This window comes from Massilia eburnea (assembly GCF_009720745.1).
Classification (GTDB): domain Bacteria; phylum Pseudomonadota; class Gammaproteobacteria; order Burkholderiales; family Burkholderiaceae_D; genus Rugamonas; species Rugamonas eburnea.
Genome location: NZ_WNKX01000021.1, coordinates 63,989 through 89,023 on the forward strand (window position 1 = coordinate 63,989; position 25,035 = coordinate 89,023).

Below are 25,035 nucleotides of genomic sequence, written 5' to 3' on the forward strand. Positions count from 1 at the left end.
AATATTCCGGAGGCAATTCATGCGCGTAGTTATCCTTGGCAGCGGCGTTATTGGCGTCACCAGTGCCTATTACCTGGCCCAGGCCGGCCATGATGTCACCGTACTGGATCGCCAACCCGGCCCTGCCCTGGAAACCAGCTTCGCCAACGCCGGCCAGATTTCGCCCGGCTATGCCTCGCCATGGGCCGCCCCAGGCATTCCCCTGAAAGCCATGAAATGGATGCTGCAGCGCCACGCGCCGCTGTCCATCACCCCTGACGGTACCACCTTTCAGCTGAAATGGATGTGGCAGATGCTGCGCAACTGCAATGCCGAATCCTATGCAATCAACAAGGAACGCATGGTGCGCCTGGCAGAATACAGCCGCGACTGCTTTAAAGTATTGCGCGCCGCCACCGGCATCGCCTACGAAGGCCGCCAGCAAGGCACGACCCAGCTGTTCCGCACCCAGGCGCAACTGGACGGCGCCGCCAAGGACATCGAAGTCCTGAAAGAAACCGGCGTGCCTTACGAGCTGCTGACCGGTGCCGACCTGATCAAGGCCGAACCAGGCCTGGCCGCATCCGCGCACAAGCTGGTCGGCGGCCTGCGCCTGCCGAACGACGAAACCGGCGACTGCCAGATGTTCACTACCCGCCTGGAAGCGATGGCCAAAGAACTGGGCGTGAAATTCCGCTATGGCGTGTCGATGGACAAACTGGTCATGGAAGGCGACAAAGTCAAAGGCGTGCAATGCGGCGCCGAAGTGGTGGAAGGCGACTCCTTCGTGGTGGCGCTGGGCGCCTACTCGACCCCATTCCTGAAAGAGCTGTTCGAGATCCCGGTATACCCGCTGAAAGGCTACTCGATCACCGTGCCTATCGTTGACGGCGGCAAGGCCCCGACCTCGACCATCCTGGACGAGACCTACAAGATTGCCGTGACCCGCTTTGAGGACCGCATCCGCGTTGGCGGCATGGCCGAAATCGCCGGCTACAACACCAAGCTCAACCCGCGCCGCCGCGAAACGCTGGAGATGGTGGTGAACGACTTGTTCCCAGGCGCCGGCAACACTGCCGAAGCCACGTTCTGGACCGGCCTGCGCCCGATGACCCCGGACGGCACGCCCGTGGTCGGCCGTACCGGCATCCGCAACCTGTTCACCAACACCGGCCATGGCACGCTGGGCTGGACCATGAGCTGCGGCTCCGCGCAGCTGCTGGCCGACATCATGTCCGCCAAGCGCCCAGCGATCTTCGCCGACGACCTTGCCGTCGCCCGCTACAGCGAAGAGCGCAGCTCCCGCCAGCCGCAACTCGTCGGCGCCTAAGCCTTTAAAAGTCGGGGCTGGTGAAAAAGGGCGGAAAAGGGGACGTACCCCTTTTTCACCAGCCCCGACTTTCATTTGGCAACAAAGTGTCTGGGGCCGTATAATTTTCGGCATGAATAAACTGGAAGCCTTTGGACATGTCGCCGCGCTGGCGATCCGCGGAGATCTCGTGTTTCCCACCAGCGTCAATGCCGCCCTGCGAGTGCAGCTCGCGCTGGACGATCCTGACTGTCCAATGGAGGACGCGATCAAGCTGGTGCTGGCCGAGCCGCAATTGGCCGCGCGTACTGTCTCGCTGTCCAATTCCGCCATGTTCAACCGCACCGGCGGGCCGGATATCACCAACGTCCGCAACGCCATCATGCGCGTGGGTTACCACAACCTGTACGCGCTGGCCGCGGCGATGGTGGTGCGCGCCTTCGGCAGCAAGATCGTCGATCCCGAATTGCGTGCCAAAGCTGAACAACTGTGGCAGCACACCATCCACGTCGCCTGCCTGTCGCGCATCATCGCGCGTGAAGTCACCGGCGTGAATCCCGATACCGCCCTGTTCGCGGCCATCGTGCATGAAGTGGGCAGCTTCTACCTGCTCTCGCGCGCCGATGAATTCCCTGGCTTGCTGGAACCCGATCCGGAAAACTGGCAGACTGCCAGCGAGGAAATCATCACGCGCGAAGTGCTGAAAAAACTGGGCATTCCAAGCGAGGTGGCGGAAGCCATCGAAAGCCTGCGCGGCGGCATGCTGCAAATTCCGCCAGACACCCTGCTCGATACCCTTCTGCTTGCCAACCATTTCGCGCGCGTCCCTTCGCCGCTGGCGAACCCGGAAACGCAACAGGCCCCGCACGAAGATTCCGTGATGGACCTGTTCATCGACGCTGAAAAGCGTGCGGAAATGCTGGAAGAAGCGGAGGCCGATGCCTCCGCCATGAACGCCGCCCTGCTCGTTTAATCGAGGGCCTTGGCCGGGCCAAAGAATTCGTAATACGTCTGCGCTTCCGGCACGCCCAGTTCATGCAGGCTGCGCTTGACGGCCTTCATGAACGGCAGCGGGCCGAGGAAGTAAGCGTCGACGTCGCGCGACTGCGGCAGCCATTCGCCCAACTCCTTGTTACCGAGCATGCCGATGGCATCGGCTTGCGGCTGGCCTGCGCGTTCTTCGGCGTAGATATAGTGCCGCTTCAACTGTGGATGGCGTTCAGCCAGGCCGTCGATATGCTGGCGGAAGGCGTGCACGCCGCCGTGGCGCGCGGCGTGGATGAAGCGGATTTCGCGGCCGGTTTCCAGCGCCTGGTCCAGCATGGCAAGGGTCGGGGTGATGCCGACGCCGCCGGAAATCAGCACGATCGGGCGGCGGCCTTCGGCCAGTTTGAATGCGCCGGTCGGCGGGAACAGTTCCACCGTGTCGCCTTCATTCACATTCGCGTGCAGGAAGCCGGAGACCTTGCCGCTGCCCTCGCGCTTCACGCTGATCTGGTAGGTCATGCCGTTCGGCGCTGCGGACAGCGAGTACTGGCGGCGCTGCTCCTGGCCGTCGACCACCACGCGGATACCAATGTATTGGCCTGGTTCAAAGTCCAATACTGGCTCGCCGTCTGCCGGGCGGAATACGAAGGTGGTGATTTCGTCGCTCTCGACGCGCTTGGCGGCGACGATGAACTGGCGCGCCCCCATCCAGCCGCCCGGCGCTGCCGCCGCGGCTTCATATGTCTGGGCTTCGGCGCCGATCAGGATGTCGGCCAACTGGCCGTACGCTGCACCCCAGGCTTCCAGCACGGCGTCGGTGGCGGTCTCCGCGCCAAGAACTTCGCGAATGGCCTTCAGCAGGCTGGCGCCGACCATCGGATAGTGTTCCGGCTGAATCTGCAGCGCGACGTGCTTGGTGACGATGGTGTTCACCAGCGGGCCCAGTGCTTCCAGGCGCTCGATGTTCTTTGCGTACATCAGGATGCCGTTGGCCAGCGCGCGCTGCTGCTCGCCGCTGTGCTGGTGCGCCTGGTTGAAGAATGGCTTCACCTGCGGGAAGTCATTGAACAAAGTCTGGTAGAAGTGACGGGTCAAGGCTTCGCCGCCCTGCTCCAGGATCGGGACTGTGGCGGTGACGATGGCGCGGTGTTCGGCGGACAACATGGTGCAGCTCCTTCTCGTTAAACATGCACCCATAATACATGTTTACCTTAAGCTGCGTCAATAAAGATGCATATCAGATGCGTATTTTCTGGAGGAGTACAGTTTTCTCGCCGGGTTTTCCTTTCGGGCCGGGCAGGATATCGGCCAGCGTCATGCCATCCAGAACATGCAGGAAGGCTTCTGTCGCTTCGCTCAACTTGCGTTTCAGCGCACAGTCGCGCAGGAAGGCGCAATGGCCCGGGTCGGACTCGAAACACTCGGCGATGTAAAAGTCGGATTCGCTGTCGCGTACCACTTCGCCAATATTGATATCCTCCGGCTCACGGTTCAGGCGCAGGCCGCCGTGCCGTCCGCGCACCGTTTCCACCAGGCCGCTCGCACCCAGCTGGTGAATGACCTTGGTCAGGTGGTTCTTTGAAATGTCGTGCAGGTCGGCGATCTCCTGGATGGTGACCAGCTTGTCGCGGTTCATGCCAAGGTACATCAGCGAACGCAGGGTGTAGTCGGTGAAAGATGTCAGTCGCATGATCTAGGTCATTCAAAGATGCATTTGAAATATTGCTTAGCAAGTGAGGCTAATGTAGCATTCATTATACATCTTAAGAACCCGAGGCCAGCCATGCGCAGCATCCATCTTCCCACCGAGCCCACGCCGATCGGACAACCGCATCCCTTGCTGCGACTGGGTTTCCGTCCCTTCTACCTGCTGGCGGCAGCACTGGCGGCGCTGTCGGTTCCATTGTGGCTGGCCGGCTATAGGGGCGCCCTGCCGGCACTGCCGGCGGTGAACATGCTGTGGCATATGCATGAAATGGTGTTCGGCTTTGCTGGCGCTGTGATCATCGGCTTCCTGTTCACGGCGGGACGCAACTGGACCAACCTGCCAACGCCGGCCGGCGGACAACTGGCGGCGCTGGCGGGGCTATGGGTTGCGGGACGCGCAGCAATGCTTCTGGCGCCGGGCGTGCCGGCACTGGTCATCGACGGCCTGTTCCTGCCGCTCTGCGCGCTGGCTTTCGGCCGCGTTCTGGTGCAGGCGCAGAGCAAGCGCAATTATCCGATCTGCGGCATCCTGATCCTGCTGTCAGTGGCTAACCTGCTGTTCCATGCAGCGGCCAATGGCTGGATTGCTTTGTCGGCATTCAAGCCGGTGCATGGTGCGATCCTGATGATCACGGTGCTGGAGGCAGTGATCGGCGGCCGTGTGATCCCGATGTTCACCCGTAATGGCGCACCGGGCAGCCAGCCTGTCACGGTGGCCTGGCGCGAGAAGGCCAGCATTGCACTGCTGCTGGCAACCGCGCTGGCCTGGGTTGGCGGCTTGCCCGGCTTCGTCGTGGCCGCCGTGGCCTTTGCTGCGGCGAGCGTGAATGCTGTGCGCCTGGCCGGCTGGGCGCCGTTTGCCACCGTGCGCGTGCCCTTGCTGTGGATCCTGCACCTGGCTTATGCGTGGATCGTGGCTGGCCTGCTGTTGCTGGGGTTTGCAGCCGTGGGCATCGGTTCGTCGAGCAGTGCTTTTCACGCGCTCGCTGTGGGCGGCATGTCCGGCCTGATCATCGGCATGATTACCCGCACTGCGCTTGGCCACACCGGCCGCATGCTGCGCGCTGGCCGCGCCGAAAGCGCAATGTACCTGCTGCTGCAAGCTGGCGCAGTGGCGCGTTTGTGCGCCAACCTGCTACCGGCTGAAGTCCGCGACATCCTGCTGGCGGGCTCCGCCCTGGCCTGGGCGGGATCCTTCCTGACTTACCTGTGGGTGTACGGTCCTTATCTGAGCAAGGCCCGCGTCGACGGCCGTGAAGGCTAAGCTTTGCGTGCCAGCGGATTCGGGGTGGGCTCCGCCACTTTGTGCAACAGGTTGCGGTCGACGTGGTGGAACGGCTCCGACTCCTTGCCGCGAATAAGCATCACAGTGTCTTCCTCGTAACCCCAGGTGCCGTCGTCGTTGATGCTGACCTTGATGCGGTATTCGGTGGTCTTGAAGCCGAACTCCAGGAATGGGTTGGAGCAGATGCCGTAGTCATTCTTCTCGCGCTGGGCGACCAGCTCGAAGCTCTTCGCATCGGGCGCTGCGGTGCCGGATGCCATGGCGATCTGGCCGCGTGGAATGGCCAGTGTCTGGATCACGGTATTGGTGGCCGGCTCCCACAGCCAGTAGCCGACCTGCTCGTGGTAGGTCTTGATGTTGTCCGGCTTGTTGATGATGAGGACATAGCGCAGGCCGTAGAACAGCTGCGGCCCGTTGGTGACCGGATCAATAGGCTGCAGTTCGATGCGCTCGACGTAGGCTTGCTTGCGGGGGCCGTCGGCCTTGGGCTTGATGTCCAGGCCGCGCTGGCCTTCCCAGATGCCGACCATGGGGCGCAGCGGGCCAAGGTTGGCCAGCGTGTCCATGTCGATGCCGGATGGTTCGGTGTAGATGTCGTTACTGAATTCGGTCATGAATAGCTGCTCTCGTGTTACGGGAACAGCTATTGTACCGGCTCCAGCATTTCGGCGATCTCGCTGGCCGGGACCGGGCAGCTGAACAAATAGCCCTGCACTTCGTCGCAGCCATTGGCGTGCAGGAAGCGGCGCTGCTGTTCCGTCTCCACGCCTTCCGCGATGACCTTCATGTCCAGCTGGTGCGACAGCGAGATGATGGCGCAAGTGATGGCCTGGTCGTCCGCACTGCCGCACAGGTCGCGCACGAAGGACTGGTCGATCTTCAGGCGCGAAATCGGGAAGGATTTGAGCGCCGCAAGGCTGGAGTAGCCGGTGCCGAAATCGTCGATCGAGAGCGCAATGCCCATGGCCTCCAGCTCGCGCATCTTGGCGATGGACTGCTGCACATTGCGCATCACCATGGTTTCTGTCAATTCCAGCTCCAGCCAGCAGGCATCCAGTCCGCTGGCGGCCAGCGCCGCGGCGACCCGCTCCACCAGGCGCGGATCATCGAACTGGCGCGCCGACACATTGACCGACACCGACAGCGGCGGCAGGCCTGCGTCCTGCCAGGCGCGCGCCTGGCGGCAGGCTTCGCGCAGCACCCATTCGCCGATCTGGATGATCAAGCCGTTTTCTTCCGCCAACGGAATGAACTGGGCCGGCGACACCAGGCCGCGCTGCGGATGCTGCCAGCGCAGCAGGGCCTCGACGCCGAACATGCTGCCGCTGTGCAGGTCGATCTTGGGCTGGTAGGCCAGGAACAATTGCTGCTCTTCCAGCGCCTTGCGCAAGCCTTCGGTCAGCGCCAGCTTTTCTTCCAGTCCCGCGTTCATTTCGCTGGTATAGAACTGGCAGTTGTTCTTGCCGCTTTCCTTGGCGCGGTACATGGCGGCGTCCGCATGCATCATCAGCGTGTCTGTGTCGCGGCCGTCGCGCGGATAGACGGCAACGCCGATCGAGCAGCTGACCTGCATCTTTTGCCCTTCCAGCACGATCGGCTGCACCACCGATTCCAGAATCTTGTTCAGCAGCGGCGCCAGCACCTGCGGGTTGTCGTTCACGTGCGGCAGCACCAGCACGAATTCGTCGCCGCCGAAACGGCCGACAGTGTCTTCACGGCGCACGCAGCCCACCATGCGGCTCGCCACTTCCTTTAGCAGTTCGTCGCCTGCGTTGTGGCCCAGCGTGTCGTTGACCAGCTTGAAGCTGTCCAGGTCGATGAAGGCCACCAGCACCGATTCCTTGTTGCGCTCAGCGTGGGCCAGCGACTGCTCGAGGCGGTCGCAGATCAGGCTGCGGTTCGGCAGGCCAGTCAGCGTGTCGTGGTGCGCCATGTGATAGATGCGTTCTTCGGCGCGCTTGCGCTCCGTAATGTCGCGCACGATCGCCACCACGCCGCCTTCCACGCCAACCACCTGCCAGTGCAGCCACTCGGCGCGCAGCTGCGGCACCAGGTTCGGGCCCTCTTCCTGGTGCACGCCGCCGTGCAGGGTGACGCCCACCAGCTGTTCGAACATGCCGTTGTGGCGCGCCGCCGGCATCCAGCTGCACAAGGTTTGCGCGCGCAGTTCGCTGCGGCTGTGGCCAGTCAGCTGCTCGGCGCGCGAGTTGATGGCGCTGAATTTGAAGTCCACTACCACGCCATCCTTGTTGCGGAGGGCGCGCAGGACGAAGAAAGCGTCCATGTTCGATTCGGACGCGGCGGCATAGGTCTCCTGCGCGCGGCGTACGCGGCGGCGCGCCTTGGCGCCCTGCCACACCCATGCCCAGACCAGCGCGGCCAGGATGATCAGCACGGCGCTGGCAACGCCTGCTTCCCACAGCAGCTGGCGGCGCTGCGCGGCGAAACCAGCCGTTTGCTCCTGCTCCGAGAGGCCGACCATTGCGCTCAGGCGCAAGCCGCCCAGCTGGCGCACTTCGGTATAGCGGCGCACGCCGTCCCAGCTGCTGGCGACCGGCGTGCCGGAATGTGATCTCAGCGCAGCCAGGTCCACCCGCTGGCCAAAGGACTGTTTGTCGCCCAAGCGCAGCGCGCGCACCACGCCATCGTCGCCGACCAGGCCAAGCATGCCCTGCTCGCCCAGGCGGCTGCGTTCATAGCCGCTGGTGAAATAGGCCGGTTCGACTTCGACGACGACCACGCCGGCAAACTCGCCGTGCTTGTCATCCAGGCGGCGCGTAAAGTGCAGGTGCCAATCGTCGTTCGCCTCGTCGCGCATGGCCTGCGAAATGAAGGTATAGCTGCTGCGGTTCTGCTGGTGGAAGCGGAAATAGTCCTGGCGGGCGACATTGATCGGGCGCGCGGCCGGATTGCTGGCAACCGTATCGCCTTGCGCATCCACGATGCTGACCACGAACACCAGGCCGGATGGCAGCAAGCCGTTGGCCTGCAGTTCCGGCAGGGCCCCACGCGCGCCTAGCCGCTCGGCGCTGTACTTCAGCACTTTCAGGGTCTGTTCAATGCCGTTGATGCTGCGCGCAACCTGCGCCTCGTAAGTGGCGATCAGTTCACTTGCCGATTCGGCCGTCATATCGCGCGAAGCGGCAGCCTCGCTGTCGATGAAGTGCAAGGTGGTAGCCCACACCACGGCCAGCAGCACCACGGTGAACAATGGCAGCGAGACTTGCGTCTCCAGGCACATGCGCAGCCAGCGCTTCATGATCAATGCACCACCAGGACTGGACGCACGCTGGCATCGAGCGCACTGCGTTCGATGTAGCCGATCAGCGTCGGATTATCGGCCACCAGCTTGCGCACCGCCATGCTGTTGGGCAGTTCGCGCGGCGGCTGGCCGCGGCCGGTGAATATCTTCTTGGTCCAGTAAGCCTTCATCAACGCGGGCGTGCGGTTGGCGACCTTGAGGTAGAAGTCGTCGCGTAGCGGCGAGCCAATTGGCAAATCGAGCGCTACCACTTCGCCGCCATCGGGGAAGCGCGTGGCCTCGGAAAGGAAGATGTCGGCTACCTGTTCGGCGCGCAAGGTCGTGATCGCGCTGTGCGCCGACACCACCACCACCAGTTCAGCAGCGGCGGTAGCGCCGGCTAGCAGCGCTAACATCAGGCAGCAAAGGAGTTTCCCGATCATGGCAAGGCCCCTCTCAGAAAACGAAGTCCAGCGAGGCGCTGATCACGCCGAAGCTGCGGCCATAGCGGTAGCCGGGCTGGATGTTTGCCAGCGTGCCGCTGCTGCCATCGCGCGGACGCACGTGGTCGAACTGCAGTTTGAAGGCAGTGTTGCCGGTGGCGTCCCAGCGCACGCCGACGCTGGTGTTGTCCTGCACCGCGATCGTACTGAGGAGGCCATTCAGTTCACCGTTCACGCGCTGGGCCGCCGGCACGTACGGCGGCGGCAGCGCGGACAAATCCAGGCCGTCCACGCGAGTCGGGTTGTTCGCCACCACCTTGCTGAAGGTGGCGTACGGCGTGAAGCTGCCCAGGCGGTAGCCGCCGCTGACATAGCCGGCCGTCTTATCGCCCAGGAAGGAGCGCGCATTGATGCGCCCCACTTCGCCCATCACAAACCAGTTGCCCGGATCGTAGGAAACACCGATGCTCAGCACGGACGCGCGCTTGTGGTCCGGTTCATAACGGTGCGCCAGGGCTTCGCCCTGCGGGCCGAACTGGCGCAGCGCCGACCAGAGGTCCTCTGCCAGCAACATTTCCAGCTCGCCCTTGATGGCGGTGGCGCGCACGGTCAGCGCACCCACGGTGCTGGTATTGGAGATGCCGGCCAGGTGGTGGGCGGACGCGTGGAGCGTATCGGACAGGCGCAGCTTGGTGCTGCCATACAGCACCTGGGTGGAGTTCTTCACTTCACCGGCATTCCAGCGGTAGGTGGCGTCGACGCCATCGCTATTGCTGATCGGGAGCGCGCCATACAGCTCGACCGGCGTACGCACCCATGGCAGCGCGTAACTGGCCTTACGATAATCGCCCGAGAGGAACAGCGGCAAGGCGATGCGGCCAAAGCGCAGGCTCAATTCCGGCGTTACCTGGTATTGAACGTTGGCCCACTCCACCACCGGGGTCCACGAATGCGTGAGGTTGCGCTCGGCGATCACCTGCAGCACCGCCGACCAGTGGCCGCCGTTATAGGAAAGCTGGGTACCTAGGCGGCTATCGACGCCATAGCTCCAGTTGTCTGTCGCCCCGGCCGTGCCAGGATTTAAGGGATTGGCCGAAAAATCCGCCTGTTTCTCGCTTGAATGAACGGCGCTCACCGTGCCAAAGCCTCCGAATGTCCAGCCGCTCTCCTGGGCATGCGCGAACGACTGCAGCAGCAGTGTCCCGCTGACTGCGATCAGGATGGGTGTCAGGTGCAGCTTTGGCATAATGGCATTCTTGGCAAGAAACGTCGGCAATAACTCGGCGCCGCTTGCTTTGCAGCATGCGTTCGCTTTGGTTTAGGAATGGAGTAGAAAAGAATAAGCAGCGGGGGCGGGGCTACCGAATTCTCACACTTTATAACAGTGGTTTGTAACTGTCGAGCAATTCCCTAGAGTACTTTCACTATCTCTTGGGAAACAGTAAAAAGTATAAAAAAGCAAAGGAATCAATAACATGCAGCAAATCTCCTGCGGCACGCTGGTCGTCAATTCAGCCCGCCAGCTGTTGCTATGCCACGTCACCGGGACGGCCAGCTGGGACATCCCCAAAGGCCTGCAGGACGAGGGAGAGACGCCGCTGCAAGCGGCGCGGCGCGAGCTGTTTGAAGAGGCCGGCCTGGATTTTGACGCCGGCCGTTTTGAGGATCTGGGCGAATTCACCTATCGCCCCAACAAGCAGCTGCACCTGTTCAAGGTGGAAGTTGGCGATGAATTGTGCAGCCTGGACCACTTGCGCTGCACCAGCTTCTTCCCGCACCAGCGCACAGGCGAGCCCACGCCGGAAGCGGACGGCTTCCGCTGGGCCTCGCGCGAAGAGCTCAGTTCGCTGTGCTGGCCGCGCATGGCATCGCGGCTGCTCTCGATGGAGTGGTGATCAGGCGCCGCCCGAAACGCGGATCGTGGTGGCGGTGACGTAGCGCGCCGCCGGCGACAACAGCCACACTGCCGCCTCCGCAATTTCATCCGGCTCACCGACGCGCAGCATCGGAATGCGCGCAGCCACCCGGGCCGGGCGTCCCGGATCGCCGGAAGTGGTGTGGATGTCGGTCTGGGTAGTACCCGGCGCAACCCCGCACACGCGGATGCCTTCCGGCGCCACTTCCTTACCCAGGCCCATGGTAAAGGTATCCACCGCCGCCTTGCTGGCTGCGTACGCCACATACTCGTTCGGGCTGCCCGCCGTTGCAGCCGTGGAGCTGATGTTGACGATCACCCCGCCCTGCCCGTGCGCGCGAAACGCCTGCAGCGCGCGGCGGCTGGCCTGCATCAGGCCCAGAACGTTGGTGCGGAACACCTGTTCGACAATGGCCGGATTGGTATCGCCAAACTTGCCAAGTCCGCCCGTCATGCCGGCGTTATTCACCAGGCCCGTCACCGGTCCCAGCTCGCGTTCGACCGTCGCGAACAGGCGCTCGATATCCTCATCGCACGCCACGTCGGCCTGTACCGCCAATGCCCGCCCGCCGGCCGCTTCAATTTCCGCCACCACACGCGCTGCAGCAGCTGCGTCGCGCTGGTAATTCACGGCGACTACCCAGCCAACCGCCGCAGCCTGGCGGGCAATGGCAGCGCCGATGCCGCGGCTGCCGCCTGTAACGATCAGTATTTTTTTCATATGTCTGGTTTTCCAATGCCCAAATGTAGGCCGAGATTACCACGGCCACAATACTGAAGTCTTCACTTGACTTTCAGCGTTCCGTCCCTAAACTGAAGTCGCAACTTCACTATGGAGATATCACCATGAGCGACGAAATCATTCAGCACGCGGCTTTCGAACTCGAACAAGCGCTTCCTAAGCCCCCCTCCCGGGTTTTTGCCGCGTTTGCCGATCCAGTCCAAAAACGGCGCTGGTTCGCGGATGGCCTCGATCACGACGTTGAGCACTTCGCGATGCAATTCGAAGTCGGTGGCCGCGAGCAGGCGCGTTTCCGGCTCAAGGCCGGCAACCCGTATAGCAACGCAGCACTGATACATGAGGGCGTTTTTCTCGACATCGTGCCGGAGCGCCGCATCGTCATGGCATCCACCATGGCGTTTGGCGAACACCGTTTCTCAGCCTCGCTTGCAACGTTCCAGTTTGAAGCCGATGGCCGTGATGGCACACGTCTTCTGTTCAACCACCAATCCGCCTACTTCGAAGGCGCTGACGGGCCTGAACGGCGCAAGGAGGGCTGGCAAAAGCTGATCGCACGCCTGATGAGCGAACTCGCCAAATGATGAAATCGCGCGTCGCGCGCGGCGAGCAGGCGGACCGCATCTTTGCCGCCCTGGGCGACGGGACACGCCGCGCCATCGTCGACCTGCTCGCCCACGGTCCGCTCACCGTCAGCGCGCTGGCGCAGCCATTGGGCGTCAGCCTTACAGCCGTAGCCCAGCACCTGCAAATCCTCGAGGCCTGCGGCCTGCTCAAGACCGAAAAGCGCGGACGCGTACGGTTTTGCGCAATGGACCCGGATGGGCTGGACGCATTGGAAGAATGGGTCGGCCGGCACCGCCAATTATGGGCGCGCCGCTTCAGCCAGCTGGAAGAGATCCTGCGCGAGGATCCTTGAGCTAGTTGATCTGCGTCATGGATTCCAAGCTCACGCCGGGCGAAACTGGCGCAATAGACAAGGAGACCACGATGCAACGCCTCGAATGGAGCGCCCTGCTGGAAACCGGCGTGGCTGAGATGGATGCTTCCCACCGCGCCTTGCTGCAAGCCATCCACGCAACCATCGATGCGGGCGATAGTTCGCTGCCGGCCCGCATCAACGAGCTGCTTTCCGCCCTGGCCGCCGATTTCGCGGAAGAAGAAGCGCTGATGGACCAGCTGTACTACCCCACCGATCACGAGCACCGCGCCGCGCACCGCCGCGCGCTGGAAGCTTTGCAGCATGCATTGCCCGTGGCGCAAAGCGATCCTTCCGGTGCGCGCGCCCTGCTGGAGCGCCTGCCACGCTGGTTCCTCGGCCACCTGAGCGCCATGGACCTGCCGCTGGCGGTGGCCGTGGAAAACACCAGCCACCCGCATAGCCAGCCATCCAACGCCAAACTAAGGCAACAGCTGGCACTACTGCTCCAGGAGCAGCAATCCATCTGAATTGACGATAGATCACATCTAAATATATTGGCTTCCGGAATACGTCGATGAGGCATAAGATGACTTCATCGACAACATCTTCCCCGAAGGAGCCACACCATGAATAACCAGACCAATACCGCTTACCTGCCACTCGCCGCCCGCCTCCTCATGGCCGCCATATTCCTGATCAGTGGTTTCGGCAAGATTGCCAACCCGGCAGCGACCATCGGCTATATCAGTGCCATGGGCCTGCCCTTCCCTCAATTGGGACTGGCGATTGCCATCGGCGTTGAGGTGATTGGCGGCTTGCTGCTGGTGCTCGGCCAGTACACCCGCCCTGTCGCATTGGGGCTGGCTGCGTTCTCGCTCATTACTGGCGTGATCTTCCACGGCGCAGTCGGTGACCAGAACCAGATGATCCACCTGATGAAGAACATCGCGATGGCCGGTGGCTTCCTGCAGATCGCTGCGTTCGGCGCCGGCAGCCTGAGCCTCGACGCCCGCCGCAAACCCGGCGCCCTGCGCACTGCCTGATCGCTTGCAGACATGTGGCGGGACACTTTAGACTGCAGCATCTGAAGGAGATCCAGACTGATGTTTCGCCACATTTTGATTCCAAGCGACGGTTCCGCCGCTTCGCAACTGGCAGTGAACGCCGCCCTGCGCATGGCCCGCGAAAGCGGCGCCCGCGTCACGGCGGTTCACGTGCTTCCGGAGGAGCCGGCACTGGCCAGCGTCAGCGCGCAGCAGGCGGAGAACGCCATCCTGGCCGAGATCGCGCGCCAGGCCGCCACCTTGCACGTGAACTGCGCCACGATTGAAGTGCATGCCGACCAGCCGCATGCCGCCATCATCTCCACCGCCCTGCAGCGCGGCTGCGACCTGATTGCAATGGCTTCGCGCGGCCGCAGCGGCCTGGCAAGCCTGATGCTGGGCAGCCAGACGCAGAAGGTCCTCACGCACAGCAAGATTCCTGTGCTGGTATTCCGCGAAGGCTAACGGCGGACAGCCACCAGGTCGTCGTAAATCGGCACGGCGGCCATGGCCAGCAGCACGCAGGCCAGCGGCAATACGGCGCCAAAGCCAACGGCCTTGAAGCCGAAGGCCCCCGCCACCGCGCCGATAAAGAAGGACGACACCAGCGAGGCCAGGATGCGCACGCGTTTCCAGTCTGCCGCCACGCGCGGCACGGCCTGGCCGTCGCGGTTCCAATAAAGGGCCTTGCCAGCCTCGATCCCGAGGTCGGTCACGATGCCGGTCATGTGGGTGGTGCGAATCTCCGCGTTGGAGAGCTTGGTGATGACGGCATTCTGCAATCCCATCATGAAGCACAGGAGCATCACCGTCGCTGGCAGCACGATCACGTCGATTGCCTGCAGGCGCGTGCCCATCACACCGAAAGCCAGCAGAAGAACCGCCTCCACCAGCAGCGGCAAGGCGAATTCGCTGTGAAGCTGGCGGCGGCGTGCAAAATTGACCATGACGGCGCAACTGGCCGCACCGGCCAGGAAGGCCAGCAAGGCGCCGGCGCAATCGACGGCGGTATCGAAGGCGCCCAGCGCCAGGCTGTCGGCGGCGGACGACAGGATGCCTGTCATATGGGAGGTGTACTGCTTGACGGCGAGGAAGCCGCCTGCATTTGCCGCCCCGGCCACGAAGGCCAGGGCGACGCCGAGGTGGCGATTAGCCTGGGCGGCGCGTTGCCGCCCTGTCAGGCGTCTTACGTAGTTGATCGGCATTCGTCCCCGGCATGGCTCGTCCTTACAGGTAAGCGCTGACGTCAGGACGGGTTGCCAGTGCTTGCTGCACCACTTGCACCACGAATTCACGGTCAGCGCCGCGCAGTGGCTGGCGCGGGCGGCGAACGTTTTCGTTGCCGGCACCGACCAGTGCTTCCACCAGTTTCAGATTTTGCACCAGCTTGCTCGAAACGTCGAGGTGCAACAGCGGCATGAACCACTGGTACAGCTTCAGGGCTTCGGCCAGGCGGCCGGCTTTGACCAGCTTATACAGGGCTACGGTTTCTTTCGGGAAGGCCACCACCAGGCCGGCCAGCAGGCCGTCGGCGCCAACGGCCAGGCCTTCAAAGGACAGGTCGTCCACGCCCATGAAAATGGCGTAGCGGTCGCCCACGGCATTGCGCAGGTCGGTCACGCGGCGGATGTTGTCGGTCGATTCCTTGATCGCTTCCAGCTCTTCGCAGTCGGACAGTTCCTTGAAGTCGGCCGGGGTCAGGTCGACTTTGTAGGTGACCGGATTGTTGTACACCATGATCGGCAGCTTGGCGGCTTTGGCGATGGTGCGCAGGTTGGCCTTGGCTTCGAAGGCGTCGGCTGCGTACAGCACGGAAGGCATCACCATGAAGCCGTCCACGCCCAGGTCGCGCGCTTCCTGCACATAGCGTTCGGCGTTGGCGGTACGGGTTTCGCTGACGTTGGCCAGCACGGGCACGCGGCCGTTGGCGACTTTAACGGCGGTCTTGGCGACGGCCAGCTTCTCTTCGAAGGACAGGGTGCTGGCTTCGCCCAGGGAACCGCAGGTGACCAGGCCGTGGCAGCCGCTGTCGATCATGAAGGAGAAGTGCTTCTCCATTTCTGCGTGGTCAAGTTCCTCGTTCGCGTGGAATTTGGTGGTTACTGCAGGGAATACGCCTTCCCATTTGATTGCTGCCATTTCAAGTCTCCTTGTGAGGTTCGAGGGTGATAATGCTGCCGGCACGTGCCGGCGAGATCGGTGTACGCACGGCGTCCGGACGCCATCCGTACAGGAAATCGGTTGCGTTGCCGCAGATGCGGCCCTGGCATGGGCCCATGCCGCAGCGGGTATGCAGCTTGGCGCTGCGCCAGCCTGGCTGCGTGCGCAGCTCTTCGTGGCACACGTCTTCGCAGCGGCAGACGATGGTGTCGGGCTGCGCCAGCGTGCGCAGTTCCGCGCGCGGGGTAAAGGTGCGCGCCAGGCGGGCTGCGAAGCCGCGCCACTTGTCGCGTTCTGCGAAATGCGCCTGGGCTTCGCTGGCGCGGCCGCTTGCGGCCAGGCCGGCGATGCGGCCTTCTACCAGGGCCAGGTCGACACCGCCGACGCCCGTGCCCTCGCCCGCACACAGCACGTTGCCTGCGCTGGTGCGCTGCCAAAGGTCCACCTTGACGGCGCCTTGCTCGATATCGCAGCCAACGGCGCGCGCCAGTTCCGTGTTTGGCAGCAGGCCATAGCCGCAGGCCAGGTAGTCGCAATCGATGCCCAGCTGGCCGCTTTTGCGCTGCACCTGCACTGATTGCAGCTGGTCGTCGCCGCGCGCCGCAGTGATATAGCTGTTGGCGTAATATGGTATGCCGCGCAGTTTCGCCGCGAGCTGGATCGCTTGCGTGGCTTTCGATGGCGTCAGCGCCAGGCCCGCTGCGAAACTTGCCAGGGCCGGCAAGCCTGCTTGCTCAACGATGGCTACGACGTCGGCGCCGCGCTCTTGCAGCGTGGCCGCGACGGCCAGCAGCAGCGGGCCGGTACCGGCGACGACCACGCGTTTGCCTTGCACGGGATAGCCGCCTTTTGCCAGCGCTTGCAATCCCCCGGCGCCGGTTACGCCGGGCAAGGTCCAGCCCGGGAACGGCAGCAGCAGTTCCCGCGCACCGGTTGCCAGGATCAATTGGTTGTAGCGCAGTGTTCCTGCTTGTTCGGCGTCTTGTACCAGCAGTTCACCGGGCCGGGTTTGCATGAGGACGCGGGTGCCGGGCAGGAGGGCGACGTTGCTGGCGTTCTCCAGCGCCTGCCACAGTTGACGGGCGCGCGGGTCCTGGTGTTTCGCCGGTCCGCCGCGCCAGATCTGGCCGCCAGCGAACGGGTTGTCGTCGATGATGCCGATGCGGAGTGCGCCGTTGCCGCCGCTCGCCTGGGCGCCCAGCGCTGCGCAGGCTGCCGCCAGGCCTGCGGGGCCGGCGCCTACAATCAGGATGTCGAAGAATTGCGTCATGCCGCCGCTCCTGTCTGCACGTCCATGCCCGGCAGGCAAAGTGTTTGGCAGGACAGCACGTGGGCCCGGCCGTTGATCGTTACGCGGCATTCCTGGCATACGCCCATGCCGCACAAGGGGGCGCGCAATTTCCCGCCGACCGAGCGGCGCGTGATGCCGGCCGCCGCCTCGCCGCCGGGCAAGCGCGCTGCGGAAGGCGCTGCAGCAGCGATCGCAATCGCGGCGGCTACCGTGGTTCCAGGAGCGACCGAGGTGCTGCGGCCGTTGATGGTCAAGGTGATGAAATCAGCCATATGCCCTCCCCTGCCCGCCGAAGCGGCTCGGCAGGTAGGGCTGCATATCGATGCCGGCCCGGCTGCCGGTCATTTGCGCAGCGAGCAGTTCGGCCGTGGCGAGCGAGGTTGTGATGCCCAGCCCTTCATGGCCGGTTGCCAGCCACACGTTGCGGCGCGACGGGTCCGGCCCGATCAGCGGCAAGCCGTCCGGCGTGGCGGCGCGCAGGCCGGTCCAGCAGCGGAGCACATTCAGGCCCGCCAGCGCAGGCGTGTATTCGGCCGCGCGGGCCAGCATGCGCGCCATCATCGATGGTTCAGCCGCCATGTCCACCGTATCGAACTGGCGCGAGGACCCGATCAGCACCTGGCCGGTCGGGCGCGGCTGAAGGTTGAACGCCACAGACTCGCCTTCGGAGGCGTGGGCGCTTTTGATGTAGCCCAGCTCCACCAGCTGGTGCCGGATGAAGCCAGGATAGCGGTCCGTGATCATGACGTGGCCCTTTTTGGGACGCAGCGGAAGGTCCTGCGCCAGCGACAGGCAACGGGTGCCGGCAGCAAGCACGATCTGGCCGGCCGACACGCGTGAGCCGTCGGACAACACAACACCACCCTGCTCCAGCGCCACGACTTCACCCATGACCAGCGATGCGCCGCGTGCTACCGCCCGCGCCAGCAGAATGCGCGCGCTCTTGGGCGGATACACCAGTCCATCGCCCTGTACCAGCAAGGCGCCGGCCAATCCGGGCCGCAACTGCCGCTCAAGGCGGTACAGTTCCTGGGCGCCGATCACGTCGCACTGCAATCCATGTGCGGACATGGTGACAGCCTTGGCGCGGGCCGCTTCCAGTTCTTCGTCGTCGGCGGCCACCCAGATCGTGCCGCAGTTGCTGTATTCATGGCGCTGCGGCTGGCATTCGACCAGGTCTTTCCACAATTCCAGCGAATGGGAGCTCAGGGCCAGTTCGGCCGCATTGTCATCCATGGCCACCAGGTGGCCCATGCCGGCCGCCGTAGCGCCGCTGCCGACCGCATCGCGCTCGATTACGGTCACGCGCAAGCCCTGCGCGGACAAGGCATCGGCGCAGGCCGCGCCGATAATCCCCGCGCCGACGATCAGGACGTCCGGTTGCATGCTCAACGAATGCCCCACACGAATGGATCGCTTGGGTCCAGCACCAGGGTCGACGTGGCATTCACCCAGGCCTTGCCGCGGATGCCAGGCAGAACACGCTCGCCATCGCGGCGATAAGACGCTTCGAACACGCTGCCGACAATGCTTTCCTGGCGCCAGACTTCGCCCTCGGCCAGTTTGCCGTCAGCCGCCAGGCAGGCCAGCTTGGCGCTGGTGCCGGTGCCGCAAGGCGAACGGTCGTAGGCATTGCCCGGGCACAGCACGAAGTTCCGGCTGTCGCCCAAACCGCTGCGGGAATCTGCAAAGAGTTCGATGTGGTCGATCAGCGCGCCGTTGTCGCCGGTAATGCCCTGCGCTTCCAGCGCATCCTTGATTGCGGTGGTGTAGGCCGACAGCTCGCGCACATTGGCCAGGTCCAGCTGCTGCCCATGGTCGGATACCAGGAAGAACCAGTTACCGCCCCAGGCGATATCGCCGCGCACCACGCCGTAACCTGGCACGTCGACCGGCACGCCGGCAGCTTTGCGCCACGAAGGCACATTGTTCACGGTAACACTGCCGTCTTCATGCAGCTGCGCTTCCACCACACCCACCGGCGTATCGATGCGGTGCACGCCGGCGCTCAGGCGGCCCATGAAAGCCAGCGAGGCGACCAGGCCGATGGTACCGTGACCGCACATGCCGAGATAGCCGACGTTGTTGAAGAAGATGACGCCTGCGGCACAATCGGCTGCATGCGGCTCGCACAGCAGCGCACCCACCAGCACGTCCGAGCCGCGCGGTTCGCACACCACGCCGGAGCGGAAGCCGTCATGCTCGTTACGGAAGCGCGACAGGCGCTCATTCAGGGGGCCGCCGCCCAGATCCGGGCCGCCGTCTATCACCAGGCGGGTCGGTTCGCCGCCGGTGTGGGAATCGATAATGGCTATGGTTTTCATGCTTGCCATCTTATGCCTTCCCGGGGCCGCCGTCTTGCATCGCAAGGCTGCCGATGGTGACGAAATCTGCACAATCGTGTAAAAATGAACAAATTCATCGGGAGAACGGCATGACGGCACACCTTTTACATAGCGCGGCGCGCAGCGACCTGGCTGCAAGAATCGGCGACGTATTCTTTTCGGAGCCCCTGTTCGACGCCTTGCCGGACGTGGTGTTCTTCATCAAGGACCGTGGCGGGCGCTATGTGGTGGTGAACCAGACCCTGGCCCGCCGCTGCGGAATGAAAGACAAGGCCGGCCTGCTGGGCAAGACCGCCAACGAGGTGTTTGCCGCCCCCCTCGGCCAGCGCTTCCAGGCGCAAGACCAGCAGGTGCTCGATGCCGGCATCCAGATCGAGGACCAGCTCGAGCTGCACCTCTACCCCAACCGCGATCCCGGCTGGTGCCTGACGCAAAAGCGGCCCCTGCGCGATGCGCATGGCGCCATCGTCGGCCTGGCCGGCGTGTCGCGCGACCTGGCGATGGCCGACCATAAGAATCCGGCCTACCATAAGGTGGCCGATGCGGTCCGGCTGATCCACGAAAAATATGGCGAAACCCTGACCTTGCCGCAGCTGGCGCGCACCGCGCATATGTCGGTGGCGCAGATCGAGCGCTACTTCGAGCGCATCTTCCACCTTACGCCGCGCCAGATGATCATCAAGACGCGGCTGGAGGCGGCCTCACGCTTGCTGGCCGGCGACGACAGCGTGTCCGACATCGCCCAGGCCTGCGGTTACGCCGACCATAGCGCCTTCACGCGCCAGTTCCGCGCCACCGTCGGCGTCACGCCGAGCGAATACCGGTTACTGCTGCGCGAAGCTTAAGCGATGCCGTTGCGGCCGAATTCGCGGTAGCCGGGACGTTCGAGCAGGCGCTCAACGTAGGCGCTGATGGCCGGGTAGGCGGGACGTTCGATGGGCGTCATCAGCCAGCGGTTCAGGGACAGGCCCAGCACGATATCGGCCACTGTGAACTGCGCGCCGGCGGCGAAAGGTCCCGCCGCGGCAAGGTGACGGTCGAGGATGCCGACGTTGCGGTTCCATGCCTCGGCGCTGGCGGCGATCTGGGCGGGATCGGCGAAAGCGGCGCGTTGCCGCACCAGCGCCATGAAGGCGTAGCGCCACGAAGCATTCAGGTCGGTGGCCTGCCAGTCCATCCATTGTTCGACGCGGGCGCGCGCCTGCGGATCGGCGGGCAGCAGGTCGTGGCGCCCTGCTTTGCCGCACAGGTAGCGGCAGATGCTGTTCGATTCCCACAGCACGAAATCGCCATCCACCAGGACCGGCACCAGGCCGTTCGGATTCAGCGTGGCATGCTCCGGCTGCCATTCGATGCGCTCATAGGCCAGGCCGGTTTCGGCCAGCGTCCACAGCACTTTGCGCACATTGATCGAAGTGTGTTTGCCAATGAGTTTCAGCATGTTACAGGCCCAGTTGCGAGAGGATGTCTTCTTTCAATTGCTGCAGTTCGGGATTGGACAGCTTGCGCGGATGCGGATGCTCCACCTTGAAGCTGGCCTGGATGCGGGTAGGACGCGGCGAGAGCACGAGAATACGGTCGGCCAGGTAGATCGCCTCCTCCACGTCATGCGTAATCAGCAGCACGGTGTGGCGCTCTTCGGACAGCACGCGCAGAAGCTCGTTACGCATCTTGAGGTTCATCAGCGCGTCCAGCGCGGAGAATGGCTCGTCCATGTAAAGGATCTCGGGCTTGACCACCAGCGCACGCGCGATCTCGGCGCGCTTCAGCATGCCGCCGGACAGTTCGTGCGGGTAGGCGTTTTCGAATCCTTTCAGGCCCACCATGTCGGCGTAATGGTCGGCCAGCGCGGCTTTGTCGCCATGGTCGTTGTCATTCAAGCCAAACATCAGGTTCTGCTGCACCGTCAGCCACGGGAAGACGGAGCCGTGCTGCGAAATCACGATGCCTTTCGGGCTTGGCTTCTTCAGCGCCTGTCCGTCGATCGTCACCGAGCCTTCGTCGGGACGCTCGAAGCCGGCCACAATTTTCATCAGCGTCGACTTGCCGCAGCCCGACGGGCCGACAATGGCGACGAATTCGCCGTCGGCGATGGAAAAATCGACGCCATCGACGACCGGCAATGCGTTGAACTTCTTCCTGACCTGGTTGACGACAATCTTAGTGTCCATAGCGCCACCTTACGACTTTGAGTTTTTCCAGCAGGCGCATGGCGCCGTCCAGTGCCAGGCCAATCAGGCCGATGATGATCATGCCGGCGATGACGAGGTCATAGCGGTTGCCGGCATTACGCGAATCGATGATCAGGTAGCCCAGGCCGGAGCGCAGCGCAATCATTTCCGCCGCTACGACCACCAGCCAGGCCACGCCGAGCGAAATGCGCATGCCGACGATGATTTCCGGCAGAACCGCCGGGACAACCACCTGGCGGAACAATTTGGCGCGCGATACGCCGAAGTTCTCCGCCGCGCGCAGGTAGCGCTTTTCAATGGTATGCACGCCAGCCGCGGTCTGCACGATCATCGGGAACACGGCAGCGATAAAGATCAGGAAGACCGGAGAAGCATTGCCGACGCCGAACCACAGGATCGCCACCGGAATCCAGGCGATCGGCGAGATCGGGCGCAGGATCTGGAATACCGGATTCAGGGTGCGGAAGGCCCCTTCCACCCGTCCCATCCAGAGCCCCATAGGAATCGCCACGACTACGGCCAGCGCAAAGCCTATGCCTACCCGCATCAGCGAAGCGCCGATATGCTCCCACAGGCTGCCATCTTCGATCAGTTCCATGGTGCCGGTGACCACTTGCAGGGGAGTCGGGAAAATCAGGCTGTCGGTGGCGACCACCACGCACCACCAGACGGCGACAATCGCCACCAGGACCGCCAGCGGCGGCCATATCTTGTTCAGTCTTTCCATGCGGCTTTCGATATCAGGGTTTGCAGGCGCCATTGCAGCCGCTGCCAGCCGGCTTGCGGCATAGGCTTGACGACCACCGTCATCTGGCCGCTGGCGTGGGCGGTGCAGGCGAAGGGATGATCTCCCGCCTGCTCGAACGGCAGGCGGAAATCCTGGCCCGGCATGATCAGCACGGGACCGAACACCTGGGGCACGGTGTCGCTGTTGCGCAGCAGGAGCACGTCGTTCACGCCCAGCACCAGGTTGATGGTATCGGGCAGGATCTCGGCCTTTTCGCCCGCCATGCGGCGCTCCCAGGTACCTTTCGGGATTTCGAACAGGGCGTCGCGCGAGGCGGAATGGATCGGCGCGAATGCGCTCCAGGCCAGCGCCCCGCCCAGCAGCAAGATGGCGACGGCGGCCGGCCAGCGCTTCATTTGCCCTGCGCCAGCAAGGTCACGTCATGCACGATGTCGTCGGCTGGCCGGCCGAACGGCATCAGCGCACGCAGCCTGCCTTGCGGGTCGATGAAGTACAGGTAGGACGAATGGCCCATGGTGTAGGCGGTCTTGCTGCCTTCGACCATTTTCTTCGTCGCCGTGATGCCGTAGGCGCTGCGGATGGCGGCCATCTGTGCCTCACTGCCGGTCAGGCCGATGAAGCTCGGATCAAACTGCTCAAGGTAAGCCTTCAGTTTCGGCCCGGTATCGCGCTCGGGGTCGACCGTGACGAAGACCACTTGCAGTTTTCCGGCCAGGGGGCCGAGGCGTTCGCGGGCCTGCTTCAACAGGGCCAGGGACACGGGGCACACGTCGGCACAGCTGGTGTAGCCGAATTCCAGTACCACGACTTTGCCGCGGAATTTGTCGAGCGCAAAATCCTGGCCATCGGCGGCTTTCTGCGCAATCTGCGGCGCCATGCGCGGCGGATCGAAGGTGCCGGATTTCAGTTTGTCTGCGGCGTGGGCAAGGCCCGCTGCGGCCAGCAGCAGTGCGAACAGGCTGCGACGAATCATAGGGAAATGCTTACCGGCTTGATGGACTTGACGAAGCTTTCGTCGACATAGGTTTCATATGCGACCGGGCGCTTGAGCGTTCCGGCCTCGATCGACAGGTTCATCAGCTCGTCGAATTCCGAACGGATCATGCGCAAGTCGCCGTAGGTGACGCGGTCGGCTGGATTGTCCATCACGAACTGGATCACTTTCGGGTCCTGGTTGAAAAACTTGCGCGTGGCGGCAATCTTGGCGGCCTTGGCGCGGTTGGCAGGCGTCGCGTCGAGCCAGTTGCCGGCCGACTGGACATGATTGACCAGGTCCTGCACCAGCGGGCGGTTGGACTTGATCAGTTCTTCGCGCACGGTCAGCACGCAGCAGATGTAGTTGCGCCATTCGTCGCGCGTCATCGCCAGCGGACGGGCATAACCGGCCTTCTGGGCCGCAGCGCCGAACGGTTCGCCGGTGCAGTAGGCGTCCACCGCATTGGCATACAGGGCGGCCGGCATGTCGGGCGGCGCCATCTCGATGATCTGTATGTCCTTGGGCGACATCTTCTCGCGCGCCAGCATCTTGCGCAGGAACAGGAAGTCGACCGCAAAGCGGCTTGGAATCGCAATGCGTTTGCCGCGCAGGTCGGAAAAGCGCTTGTAGGCCGAATCGGTGCGCACCATGATGACAGCGCCCGAGCGGTGGCCCAGGGAGACGATCTTGAGCGGAATCTTCCTGTCGGCCAGGTCCATCACCAGCGGCGCCAGCATGTAGGCGGCCTGGATGCGGCCCGTCATCAAGGATTCCTTGATTTCGGGCCAGCCGCTGTATTTGCTGAACTCGAACGCGCCGCCGCGCGCACTGCAGGCGATCGGCAAAGTCAGGTTGCAGGTGACCGGCAGGCCGCCCACCACCAGGGGATCGGCCGCCCGCGCCAGCGACGGCAACAAGGCGCCGCCCAGGCCAATGGCCGGCAGTGCCAGTGCGCCGCCAAGCAGTTGGCGCCTGCGCATGAGATGTTCGTGTTCAGATGCGGTTGACATTTGAATATTCTAGCATCAGCTCAGCGCCGGAATGTAGTATTCCTACTAAATTAGGACTTGACCCAGATCATGGCTGGCAGCGCGGCGGGCGCTGAAACTGGACGTATCGATCATTCCGGAGCATGCCATGTTCAAACATATCCTCTTCCCGACCGACGGCTCGCCGGCATCCGGCGCCGCCCTGCATTCAGCCATCAAGTTCGCGCAGGAAGCTGGCGCCCGTGTCACGGCATTGCATGTGATCCCGGAGTTCCATATCTTCACCTACCATCCCGAGATCCTGGAAGACACGCGTGGCGTCTACCTGAAAGACAGCGAAGTTCATTCAGCCGCCGTGCTGGACGAAGTGGCCCAAGTCGCCGCCGACTACAACGTGCCTTGCGACGTCGTGCAGCGGCGCTCCGACCAGCCCTTCGACACCATCGTCGCGACGGCGCTCGACTATGGCTGCGACCTGATCGCCATGGCCACTCACGGTTACAAAGGCGTGCGCGGCATGCTGCTCGGGAGCGAAACGCATCGCGTGCTGCTCAACACGCCGGTGCCGGTACTGGTGTTCCGTCCGCAATAAGCTGACGTTAATACGCCACAGGCCACACAGCGAATGCTAGGAGATTTATGACGCCTACGTCACACTACGCATGCAAATCTGGACAAACGGCGACGCCTGTCCAGAATGAGACAATTCAAACCGGTTTATAAAGCGACCGTCTTAATCCGCAAGGTTTTCCGTATTTGTCGTA

General features: G+C 63.4%; 30 protein-coding genes. 11 read left to right on the forward strand and 19 right to left on the reverse strand.

All coding sequences use genetic code 11. The annotated features are described in order from the left end of the window. Nucleotides 1–19: 19 nt before the first annotated feature. Both GM658_RS22420 and GM658_RS22425 read left to right on the forward strand, forming a co-directional pair. Entirely contained in the window at nucleotides 20–1,309 is a 1,290-nt protein-coding gene (locus GM658_RS22420; RefSeq protein ID WP_155456285.1) for a D-amino acid dehydrogenase, read from the forward strand. Nucleotides 1,310–1,421: 112 nt separating this feature from the next. After that, entirely contained in the window at nucleotides 1,422–2,261 is an 840-nt protein-coding gene (locus tag GM658_RS22425; protein WP_155456286.1) for an HDOD domain-containing protein, read from the forward strand. On the opposite strand, the gene hmpA is transcribed toward GM658_RS22425, so the two are convergent. Beyond that, on the reverse strand, nucleotides 2,258–3,439 hold the full coding sequence (gene hmpA, locus GM658_RS22430) for an NO-inducible flavohemoprotein (RefSeq protein WP_155456287.1): 1,182 nt from the start codon (nucleotides 3,437–3,439) through the stop codon (nucleotides 2,258–2,260). The two genes, GM658_RS22425 and hmpA, sit on opposite strands and share 4 nt — an antisense overlap. 73 nt (nucleotides 3,440–3,512) lie before the next feature. Further along, nucleotides 3,513–3,965, reverse strand: a complete 453-nt coding sequence (locus tag GM658_RS22435; protein ID WP_155456288.1) for an RrF2 family transcriptional regulator — start codon at nucleotides 3,963–3,965, stop codon at nucleotides 3,513–3,515. Between the two features lie 93 nt (nucleotides 3,966–4,058). Here GM658_RS22435 and GM658_RS22440 point away from each other — a divergent pair, with 93 nt between their 5' ends. Beyond that, nucleotides 4,059–5,246 (forward strand): NnrS family protein, encoded by a 1,188-nt coding sequence (locus GM658_RS22440; protein WP_155456289.1) that lies wholly within the window; start codon nucleotides 4,059–4,061, stop codon nucleotides 5,244–5,246. Here GM658_RS22440 and GM658_RS22445 read toward each other — a convergent pair. The 4 genes from GM658_RS22445 to GM658_RS22460 are packed head-to-tail and all read right to left on the reverse strand — an operon-like array spanning nucleotide 5,243 to nucleotide 10,197. Continuing rightward, nucleotides 5,243–5,881 carry an FABP family protein gene (locus GM658_RS22445; RefSeq protein ID WP_155456290.1) on the reverse strand — a complete coding sequence of 213 codons (639 nt, stop codon included), beginning with the start codon at nucleotides 5,879–5,881 and terminating at the stop codon, nucleotides 5,243–5,245. The two genes, GM658_RS22440 and GM658_RS22445, sit on opposite strands and share 4 nt — an antisense overlap. A 29-nt stretch (nucleotides 5,882–5,910) precedes the next feature. Continuing rightward, nucleotides 5,911–8,526 (reverse strand): bifunctional diguanylate cyclase/phosphodiesterase, encoded by a 2,616-nt coding sequence (locus GM658_RS22450; RefSeq protein ID WP_155456291.1) that lies wholly within the window; start codon nucleotides 8,524–8,526, stop codon nucleotides 5,911–5,913. 2 nt (nucleotides 8,527–8,528) lie between these two features. After that, nucleotides 8,529–8,951 carry a type 2 periplasmic-binding domain-containing protein gene (locus tag GM658_RS22455; RefSeq protein WP_155456292.1) on the reverse strand — a complete coding sequence of 141 codons (423 nt, stop codon included), beginning with the start codon at nucleotides 8,949–8,951 and terminating at the stop codon, nucleotides 8,529–8,531. A 13-nt stretch (nucleotides 8,952–8,964) separates the two neighbouring features. Beyond that, complete coding sequence (locus tag GM658_RS22460; protein WP_155456293.1) at nucleotides 8,965–10,197, reverse strand: porin; 1,233 nt, start codon at nucleotides 10,195–10,197, stop codon at nucleotides 8,965–8,967. A gap of 229 nt (nucleotides 10,198–10,426) precedes the next feature. On the opposite strand from GM658_RS22460, the gene GM658_RS22465 reads away from it, so the two are divergent. Beyond that, complete coding sequence (locus GM658_RS22465) at nucleotides 10,427–10,846, forward strand: NUDIX hydrolase (protein WP_155456294.1); 420 nt, start codon at nucleotides 10,427–10,429, stop codon at nucleotides 10,844–10,846. Here GM658_RS22465 and GM658_RS22470 read toward each other — a convergent pair whose 3' ends face one another. Continuing rightward, nucleotides 10,847–11,587, reverse strand: a complete 741-nt coding sequence (locus GM658_RS22470; protein WP_155456295.1) for an SDR family oxidoreductase — start codon at nucleotides 11,585–11,587, stop codon at nucleotides 10,847–10,849. A gap of 125 nt (nucleotides 11,588–11,712) precedes the next feature. Here GM658_RS22470 and GM658_RS22475 point away from each other — a divergent pair, with 125 nt between their 5' ends. The 5 genes from GM658_RS22475 to GM658_RS22495 all read left to right on the forward strand — a co-directional run bounded on the left by GM658_RS22475 (nucleotide 11,713) and on the right by GM658_RS22495 (nucleotide 14,035). Beyond that, nucleotides 11,713–12,189: an SRPBCC domain-containing protein gene (locus tag GM658_RS22475; protein ID WP_155456296.1), complete on the forward strand. Its 477-nt coding sequence runs from the start codon at nucleotides 11,713–11,715 to the stop codon at nucleotides 12,187–12,189. Further along, the gene (locus GM658_RS22480) at nucleotides 12,186–12,524 is read left to right on the forward strand and encodes an ArsR/SmtB family transcription factor (protein WP_229417022.1); all 339 of its coding nucleotides are present in this window, start codon (nucleotides 12,186–12,188) and stop codon (nucleotides 12,522–12,524) included. The genes GM658_RS22475 and GM658_RS22480 overlap by 4 nt, the downstream gene beginning before the upstream one ends. Before the next feature lie 71 nt (nucleotides 12,525–12,595). After that, nucleotides 12,596–13,054, forward strand: coding sequence for a bacteriohemerythrin (locus GM658_RS22485; RefSeq protein ID WP_170298919.1), 459 nt, complete (start codon nucleotides 12,596–12,598; stop codon nucleotides 13,052–13,054). A gap of 99 nt (nucleotides 13,055–13,153) precedes the next feature. Further along, nucleotides 13,154–13,570, forward strand: coding sequence for a DoxX family protein (locus tag GM658_RS22490; RefSeq protein ID WP_155456298.1), 417 nt, complete (start codon nucleotides 13,154–13,156; stop codon nucleotides 13,568–13,570). A 60-nt stretch (nucleotides 13,571–13,630) separates the two neighbouring features. Beyond that, on the forward strand, nucleotides 13,631–14,035 hold the full coding sequence (locus GM658_RS22495) for a universal stress protein (RefSeq protein ID WP_155456299.1): 405 nt from the start codon (nucleotides 13,631–13,633) through the stop codon (nucleotides 14,033–14,035). Here GM658_RS22495 and GM658_RS22500 read toward each other — a convergent pair. The 6 genes from GM658_RS22500 to GM658_RS22525 are packed head-to-tail and all read right to left on the reverse strand — an operon-like array spanning nucleotide 14,032 to nucleotide 19,354. Further along, nucleotides 14,032–14,775 carry a YoaK family protein gene (locus GM658_RS22500; RefSeq protein ID WP_155456300.1) on the reverse strand — a complete coding sequence of 248 codons (744 nt, stop codon included), beginning with the start codon at nucleotides 14,773–14,775 and terminating at the stop codon, nucleotides 14,032–14,034. The genes GM658_RS22495 and GM658_RS22500 overlap by 4 nt on opposite strands. A 22-nt stretch (nucleotides 14,776–14,797) precedes the next feature. Beyond that, nucleotides 14,798–15,709: a dihydrodipicolinate synthase family protein gene (locus GM658_RS22505; RefSeq protein WP_155456301.1), complete on the reverse strand. Its 912-nt coding sequence runs from the start codon at nucleotides 15,707–15,709 to the stop codon at nucleotides 14,798–14,800. A 1-nt stretch (nucleotide 15,710) separates the two neighbouring features. Further along, on the reverse strand, nucleotides 15,711–17,000 hold the full coding sequence (locus GM658_RS22510) for an NAD(P)/FAD-dependent oxidoreductase (protein WP_155456302.1): 1,290 nt from the start codon (nucleotides 16,998–17,000) through the stop codon (nucleotides 15,711–15,713). Next, a complete protein-coding gene (locus tag GM658_RS22515; RefSeq protein ID WP_155456303.1) occupies nucleotides 16,997–17,293 on the reverse strand; it encodes a 2Fe-2S iron-sulfur cluster-binding protein in 297 nt (98 codons plus the stop codon). The genes GM658_RS22510 and GM658_RS22515 overlap by 4 nt, the downstream gene beginning before the upstream one ends. Further along, nucleotides 17,286–18,407, reverse strand: a complete 1,122-nt coding sequence (locus GM658_RS22520) for an NAD(P)/FAD-dependent oxidoreductase (RefSeq protein ID WP_155456304.1) — start codon at nucleotides 18,405–18,407, stop codon at nucleotides 17,286–17,288. The genes GM658_RS22515 and GM658_RS22520 overlap by 8 nt, the downstream gene beginning before the upstream one ends. Before the next feature lie 2 nt (nucleotides 18,408–18,409). Continuing rightward, complete coding sequence (locus GM658_RS22525) at nucleotides 18,410–19,354, reverse strand: 4-hydroxyproline epimerase (protein WP_211841913.1); 945 nt, start codon at nucleotides 19,352–19,354, stop codon at nucleotides 18,410–18,412. Nucleotides 19,355–19,455: 101 nt separating this feature from the next. On the opposite strand from GM658_RS22525, the gene GM658_RS22530 reads away from it, so the two are divergent. After that, the gene (locus tag GM658_RS22530) at nucleotides 19,456–20,211 is read left to right on the forward strand and encodes an AraC family transcriptional regulator (RefSeq protein WP_155456306.1); all 756 of its coding nucleotides are present in this window, start codon (nucleotides 19,456–19,458) and stop codon (nucleotides 20,209–20,211) included. Here the strand turns inward: GM658_RS22530 and GM658_RS22535 are convergent. The 6 genes from GM658_RS22535 to GM658_RS22560 are packed head-to-tail and all read right to left on the reverse strand — an operon-like array spanning nucleotide 20,208 to nucleotide 24,292. Next, a complete protein-coding gene (locus tag GM658_RS22535) occupies nucleotides 20,208–20,807 on the reverse strand; it encodes a glutathione S-transferase family protein (protein ID WP_155456307.1) in 600 nt (199 codons plus the stop codon). The two genes, GM658_RS22530 and GM658_RS22535, sit on opposite strands and share 4 nt — an antisense overlap. Before the next feature lies 1 nt (nucleotide 20,808). After that, nucleotides 20,809–21,537, reverse strand: coding sequence for an ABC transporter ATP-binding protein (locus GM658_RS22540; RefSeq protein WP_155456308.1), 729 nt, complete (start codon nucleotides 21,535–21,537; stop codon nucleotides 20,809–20,811). Further along, nucleotides 21,527–22,285, reverse strand: coding sequence for an ABC transporter permease (locus GM658_RS22545; RefSeq protein WP_155456309.1), 759 nt, complete (start codon nucleotides 22,283–22,285; stop codon nucleotides 21,527–21,529). The genes GM658_RS22540 and GM658_RS22545 overlap by 11 nt, the downstream gene beginning before the upstream one ends. Then, nucleotides 22,273–22,701: a cupredoxin domain-containing protein gene (locus GM658_RS22550; RefSeq protein WP_155456310.1), complete on the reverse strand. Its 429-nt coding sequence runs from the start codon at nucleotides 22,699–22,701 to the stop codon at nucleotides 22,273–22,275. Before GM658_RS22550 ends, GM658_RS22545 begins: the two co-directional genes overlap by 13 nt. Beyond that, nucleotides 22,698–23,279, reverse strand: coding sequence for an SCO family protein (locus tag GM658_RS22555; RefSeq protein WP_155456311.1), 582 nt, complete (start codon nucleotides 23,277–23,279; stop codon nucleotides 22,698–22,700). The genes GM658_RS22550 and GM658_RS22555 overlap by 4 nt, the downstream gene beginning before the upstream one ends. Continuing rightward, nucleotides 23,276–24,292, reverse strand: coding sequence for an ABC transporter substrate-binding protein (locus GM658_RS22560; protein ID WP_155456312.1), 1,017 nt, complete (start codon nucleotides 24,290–24,292; stop codon nucleotides 23,276–23,278). The genes GM658_RS22555 and GM658_RS22560 overlap by 4 nt, the downstream gene beginning before the upstream one ends. Before the next feature lie 127 nt (nucleotides 24,293–24,419). Between GM658_RS22560 and GM658_RS22565 the strand changes: the two genes are divergently transcribed. After that, nucleotides 24,420–24,863 carry a universal stress protein gene (locus tag GM658_RS22565; RefSeq protein ID WP_155456313.1) on the forward strand — a complete coding sequence of 148 codons (444 nt, stop codon included), beginning with the start codon at nucleotides 24,420–24,422 and terminating at the stop codon, nucleotides 24,861–24,863. Nucleotides 24,864–25,035 lie beyond the last annotated feature (172 nt).

Bases quoted from the DNA above. Each gene is read 5' to 3' on its own strand.
- GM658_RS22420 (WP_155456285.1), top strand. From the start codon at position 20: ATGCGCGTAGTTATCCTTGGCAGCGGCGTTATTGGCGTCACCAGTGCC.
- GM658_RS22525 (WP_211841913.1), bottom strand. From the start codon at position 19,354: ATGGCAAGCATGAAAACCATAGCCATTATCGATTCCCACACCGGCGGC.
- GM658_RS22550 (WP_155456310.1), bottom strand. From the start codon at position 22,701: ATGAAGCGCTGGCCGGCCGCCGTCGCCATCTTGCTGCTGGGCGGGGCG.
- GM658_RS22465 (WP_155456294.1), top strand. From the start codon at position 10,427: ATGCAGCAAATCTCCTGCGGCACGCTGGTCGTCAATTCAGCCCGCCAG.
- GM658_RS22545 (WP_155456309.1), bottom strand. From the start codon at position 22,285: ATGGAAAGACTGAACAAGATATGGCCGCCGCTGGCGGTCCTGGTGGCG.
- GM658_RS22515 (WP_155456303.1), bottom strand. From the start codon at position 17,293: ATGGCTGATTTCATCACCTTGACCATCAACGGCCGCAGCACCTCGGTC.
- GM658_RS22425 (WP_155456286.1), top strand. From the start codon at position 1,422: ATGAATAAACTGGAAGCCTTTGGACATGTCGCCGCGCTGGCGATCCGC.
- GM658_RS22535 (WP_155456307.1), bottom strand. From the start codon at position 20,807: ATGCTGAAACTCATTGGCAAACACACTTCGATCAATGTGCGCAAAGTG.
- GM658_RS22510 (WP_155456302.1), bottom strand. From the start codon at position 17,000: ATGACGCAATTCTTCGACATCCTGATTGTAGGCGCCGGCCCCGCAGGC.
- GM658_RS22505 (WP_155456301.1), bottom strand. From the start codon at position 15,709: ATGGCAGCAATCAAATGGGAAGGCGTATTCCCTGCAGTAACCACCAAA.
- hmpA (WP_155456287.1), bottom strand. From the start codon at position 3,439: ATGTTGTCCGCCGAACACCGCGCCATCGTCACCGCCACAGTCCCGATC.
- GM658_RS22445 (WP_155456290.1), bottom strand. From the start codon at position 5,881: ATGACCGAATTCAGTAACGACATCTACACCGAACCATCCGGCATCGAC.
- GM658_RS22520 (WP_155456304.1), bottom strand. From the start codon at position 18,407: ATGCAACCGGACGTCCTGATCGTCGGCGCGGGGATTATCGGCGCGGCC.
- GM658_RS22440 (WP_155456289.1), top strand. From the start codon at position 4,059: ATGCGCAGCATCCATCTTCCCACCGAGCCCACGCCGATCGGACAACCG.
- GM658_RS22490 (WP_155456298.1), top strand. From the start codon at position 13,154: ATGAATAACCAGACCAATACCGCTTACCTGCCACTCGCCGCCCGCCTC.
- GM658_RS22530 (WP_155456306.1), top strand. From the start codon at position 19,456: ATGACGGCACACCTTTTACATAGCGCGGCGCGCAGCGACCTGGCTGCA.
- GM658_RS22540 (WP_155456308.1), bottom strand. From the start codon at position 21,537: ATGGACACTAAGATTGTCGTCAACCAGGTCAGGAAGAAGTTCAACGCA.
- GM658_RS22475 (WP_155456296.1), top strand. From the start codon at position 11,713: ATGAGCGACGAAATCATTCAGCACGCGGCTTTCGAACTCGAACAAGCG.
- GM658_RS22435 (WP_155456288.1), bottom strand. From the start codon at position 3,965: ATGCGACTGACATCTTTCACCGACTACACCCTGCGTTCGCTGATGTAC.
- GM658_RS22560 (WP_155456312.1), bottom strand. From the start codon at position 24,292: ATGTCAACCGCATCTGAACACGAACATCTCATGCGCAGGCGCCAACTG.
- GM658_RS22455 (WP_155456292.1), bottom strand. From the start codon at position 8,951: ATGATCGGGAAACTCCTTTGCTGCCTGATGTTAGCGCTGCTAGCCGGC.
- GM658_RS22450 (WP_155456291.1), bottom strand. From the start codon at position 8,526: ATGAAGCGCTGGCTGCGCATGTGCCTGGAGACGCAAGTCTCGCTGCCA.
- GM658_RS22500 (WP_155456300.1), bottom strand. From the start codon at position 14,775: ATGCCGATCAACTACGTAAGACGCCTGACAGGGCGGCAACGCGCCGCC.
- GM658_RS22485 (WP_170298919.1), top strand. From the start codon at position 12,596: ATGCAACGCCTCGAATGGAGCGCCCTGCTGGAAACCGGCGTGGCTGAG.
- GM658_RS22495 (WP_155456299.1), top strand. From the start codon at position 13,631: ATGTTTCGCCACATTTTGATTCCAAGCGACGGTTCCGCCGCTTCGCAA.
- GM658_RS22460 (WP_155456293.1), bottom strand. From the start codon at position 10,197: ATGCCAAAGCTGCACCTGACACCCATCCTGATCGCAGTCAGCGGGACA.
- GM658_RS22565 (WP_155456313.1), top strand. From the start codon at position 24,420: ATGTTCAAACATATCCTCTTCCCGACCGACGGCTCGCCGGCATCCGGC.
- GM658_RS22470 (WP_155456295.1), bottom strand. From the start codon at position 11,587: ATGAAAAAAATACTGATCGTTACAGGCGGCAGCCGCGGCATCGGCGCT.
- GM658_RS22480 (WP_229417022.1), top strand. From the start codon at position 12,186: ATGATGAAATCGCGCGTCGCGCGCGGCGAGCAGGCGGACCGCATCTTT.
- GM658_RS22555 (WP_155456311.1), bottom strand. From the start codon at position 23,279: ATGATTCGTCGCAGCCTGTTCGCACTGCTGCTGGCCGCAGCGGGCCTT.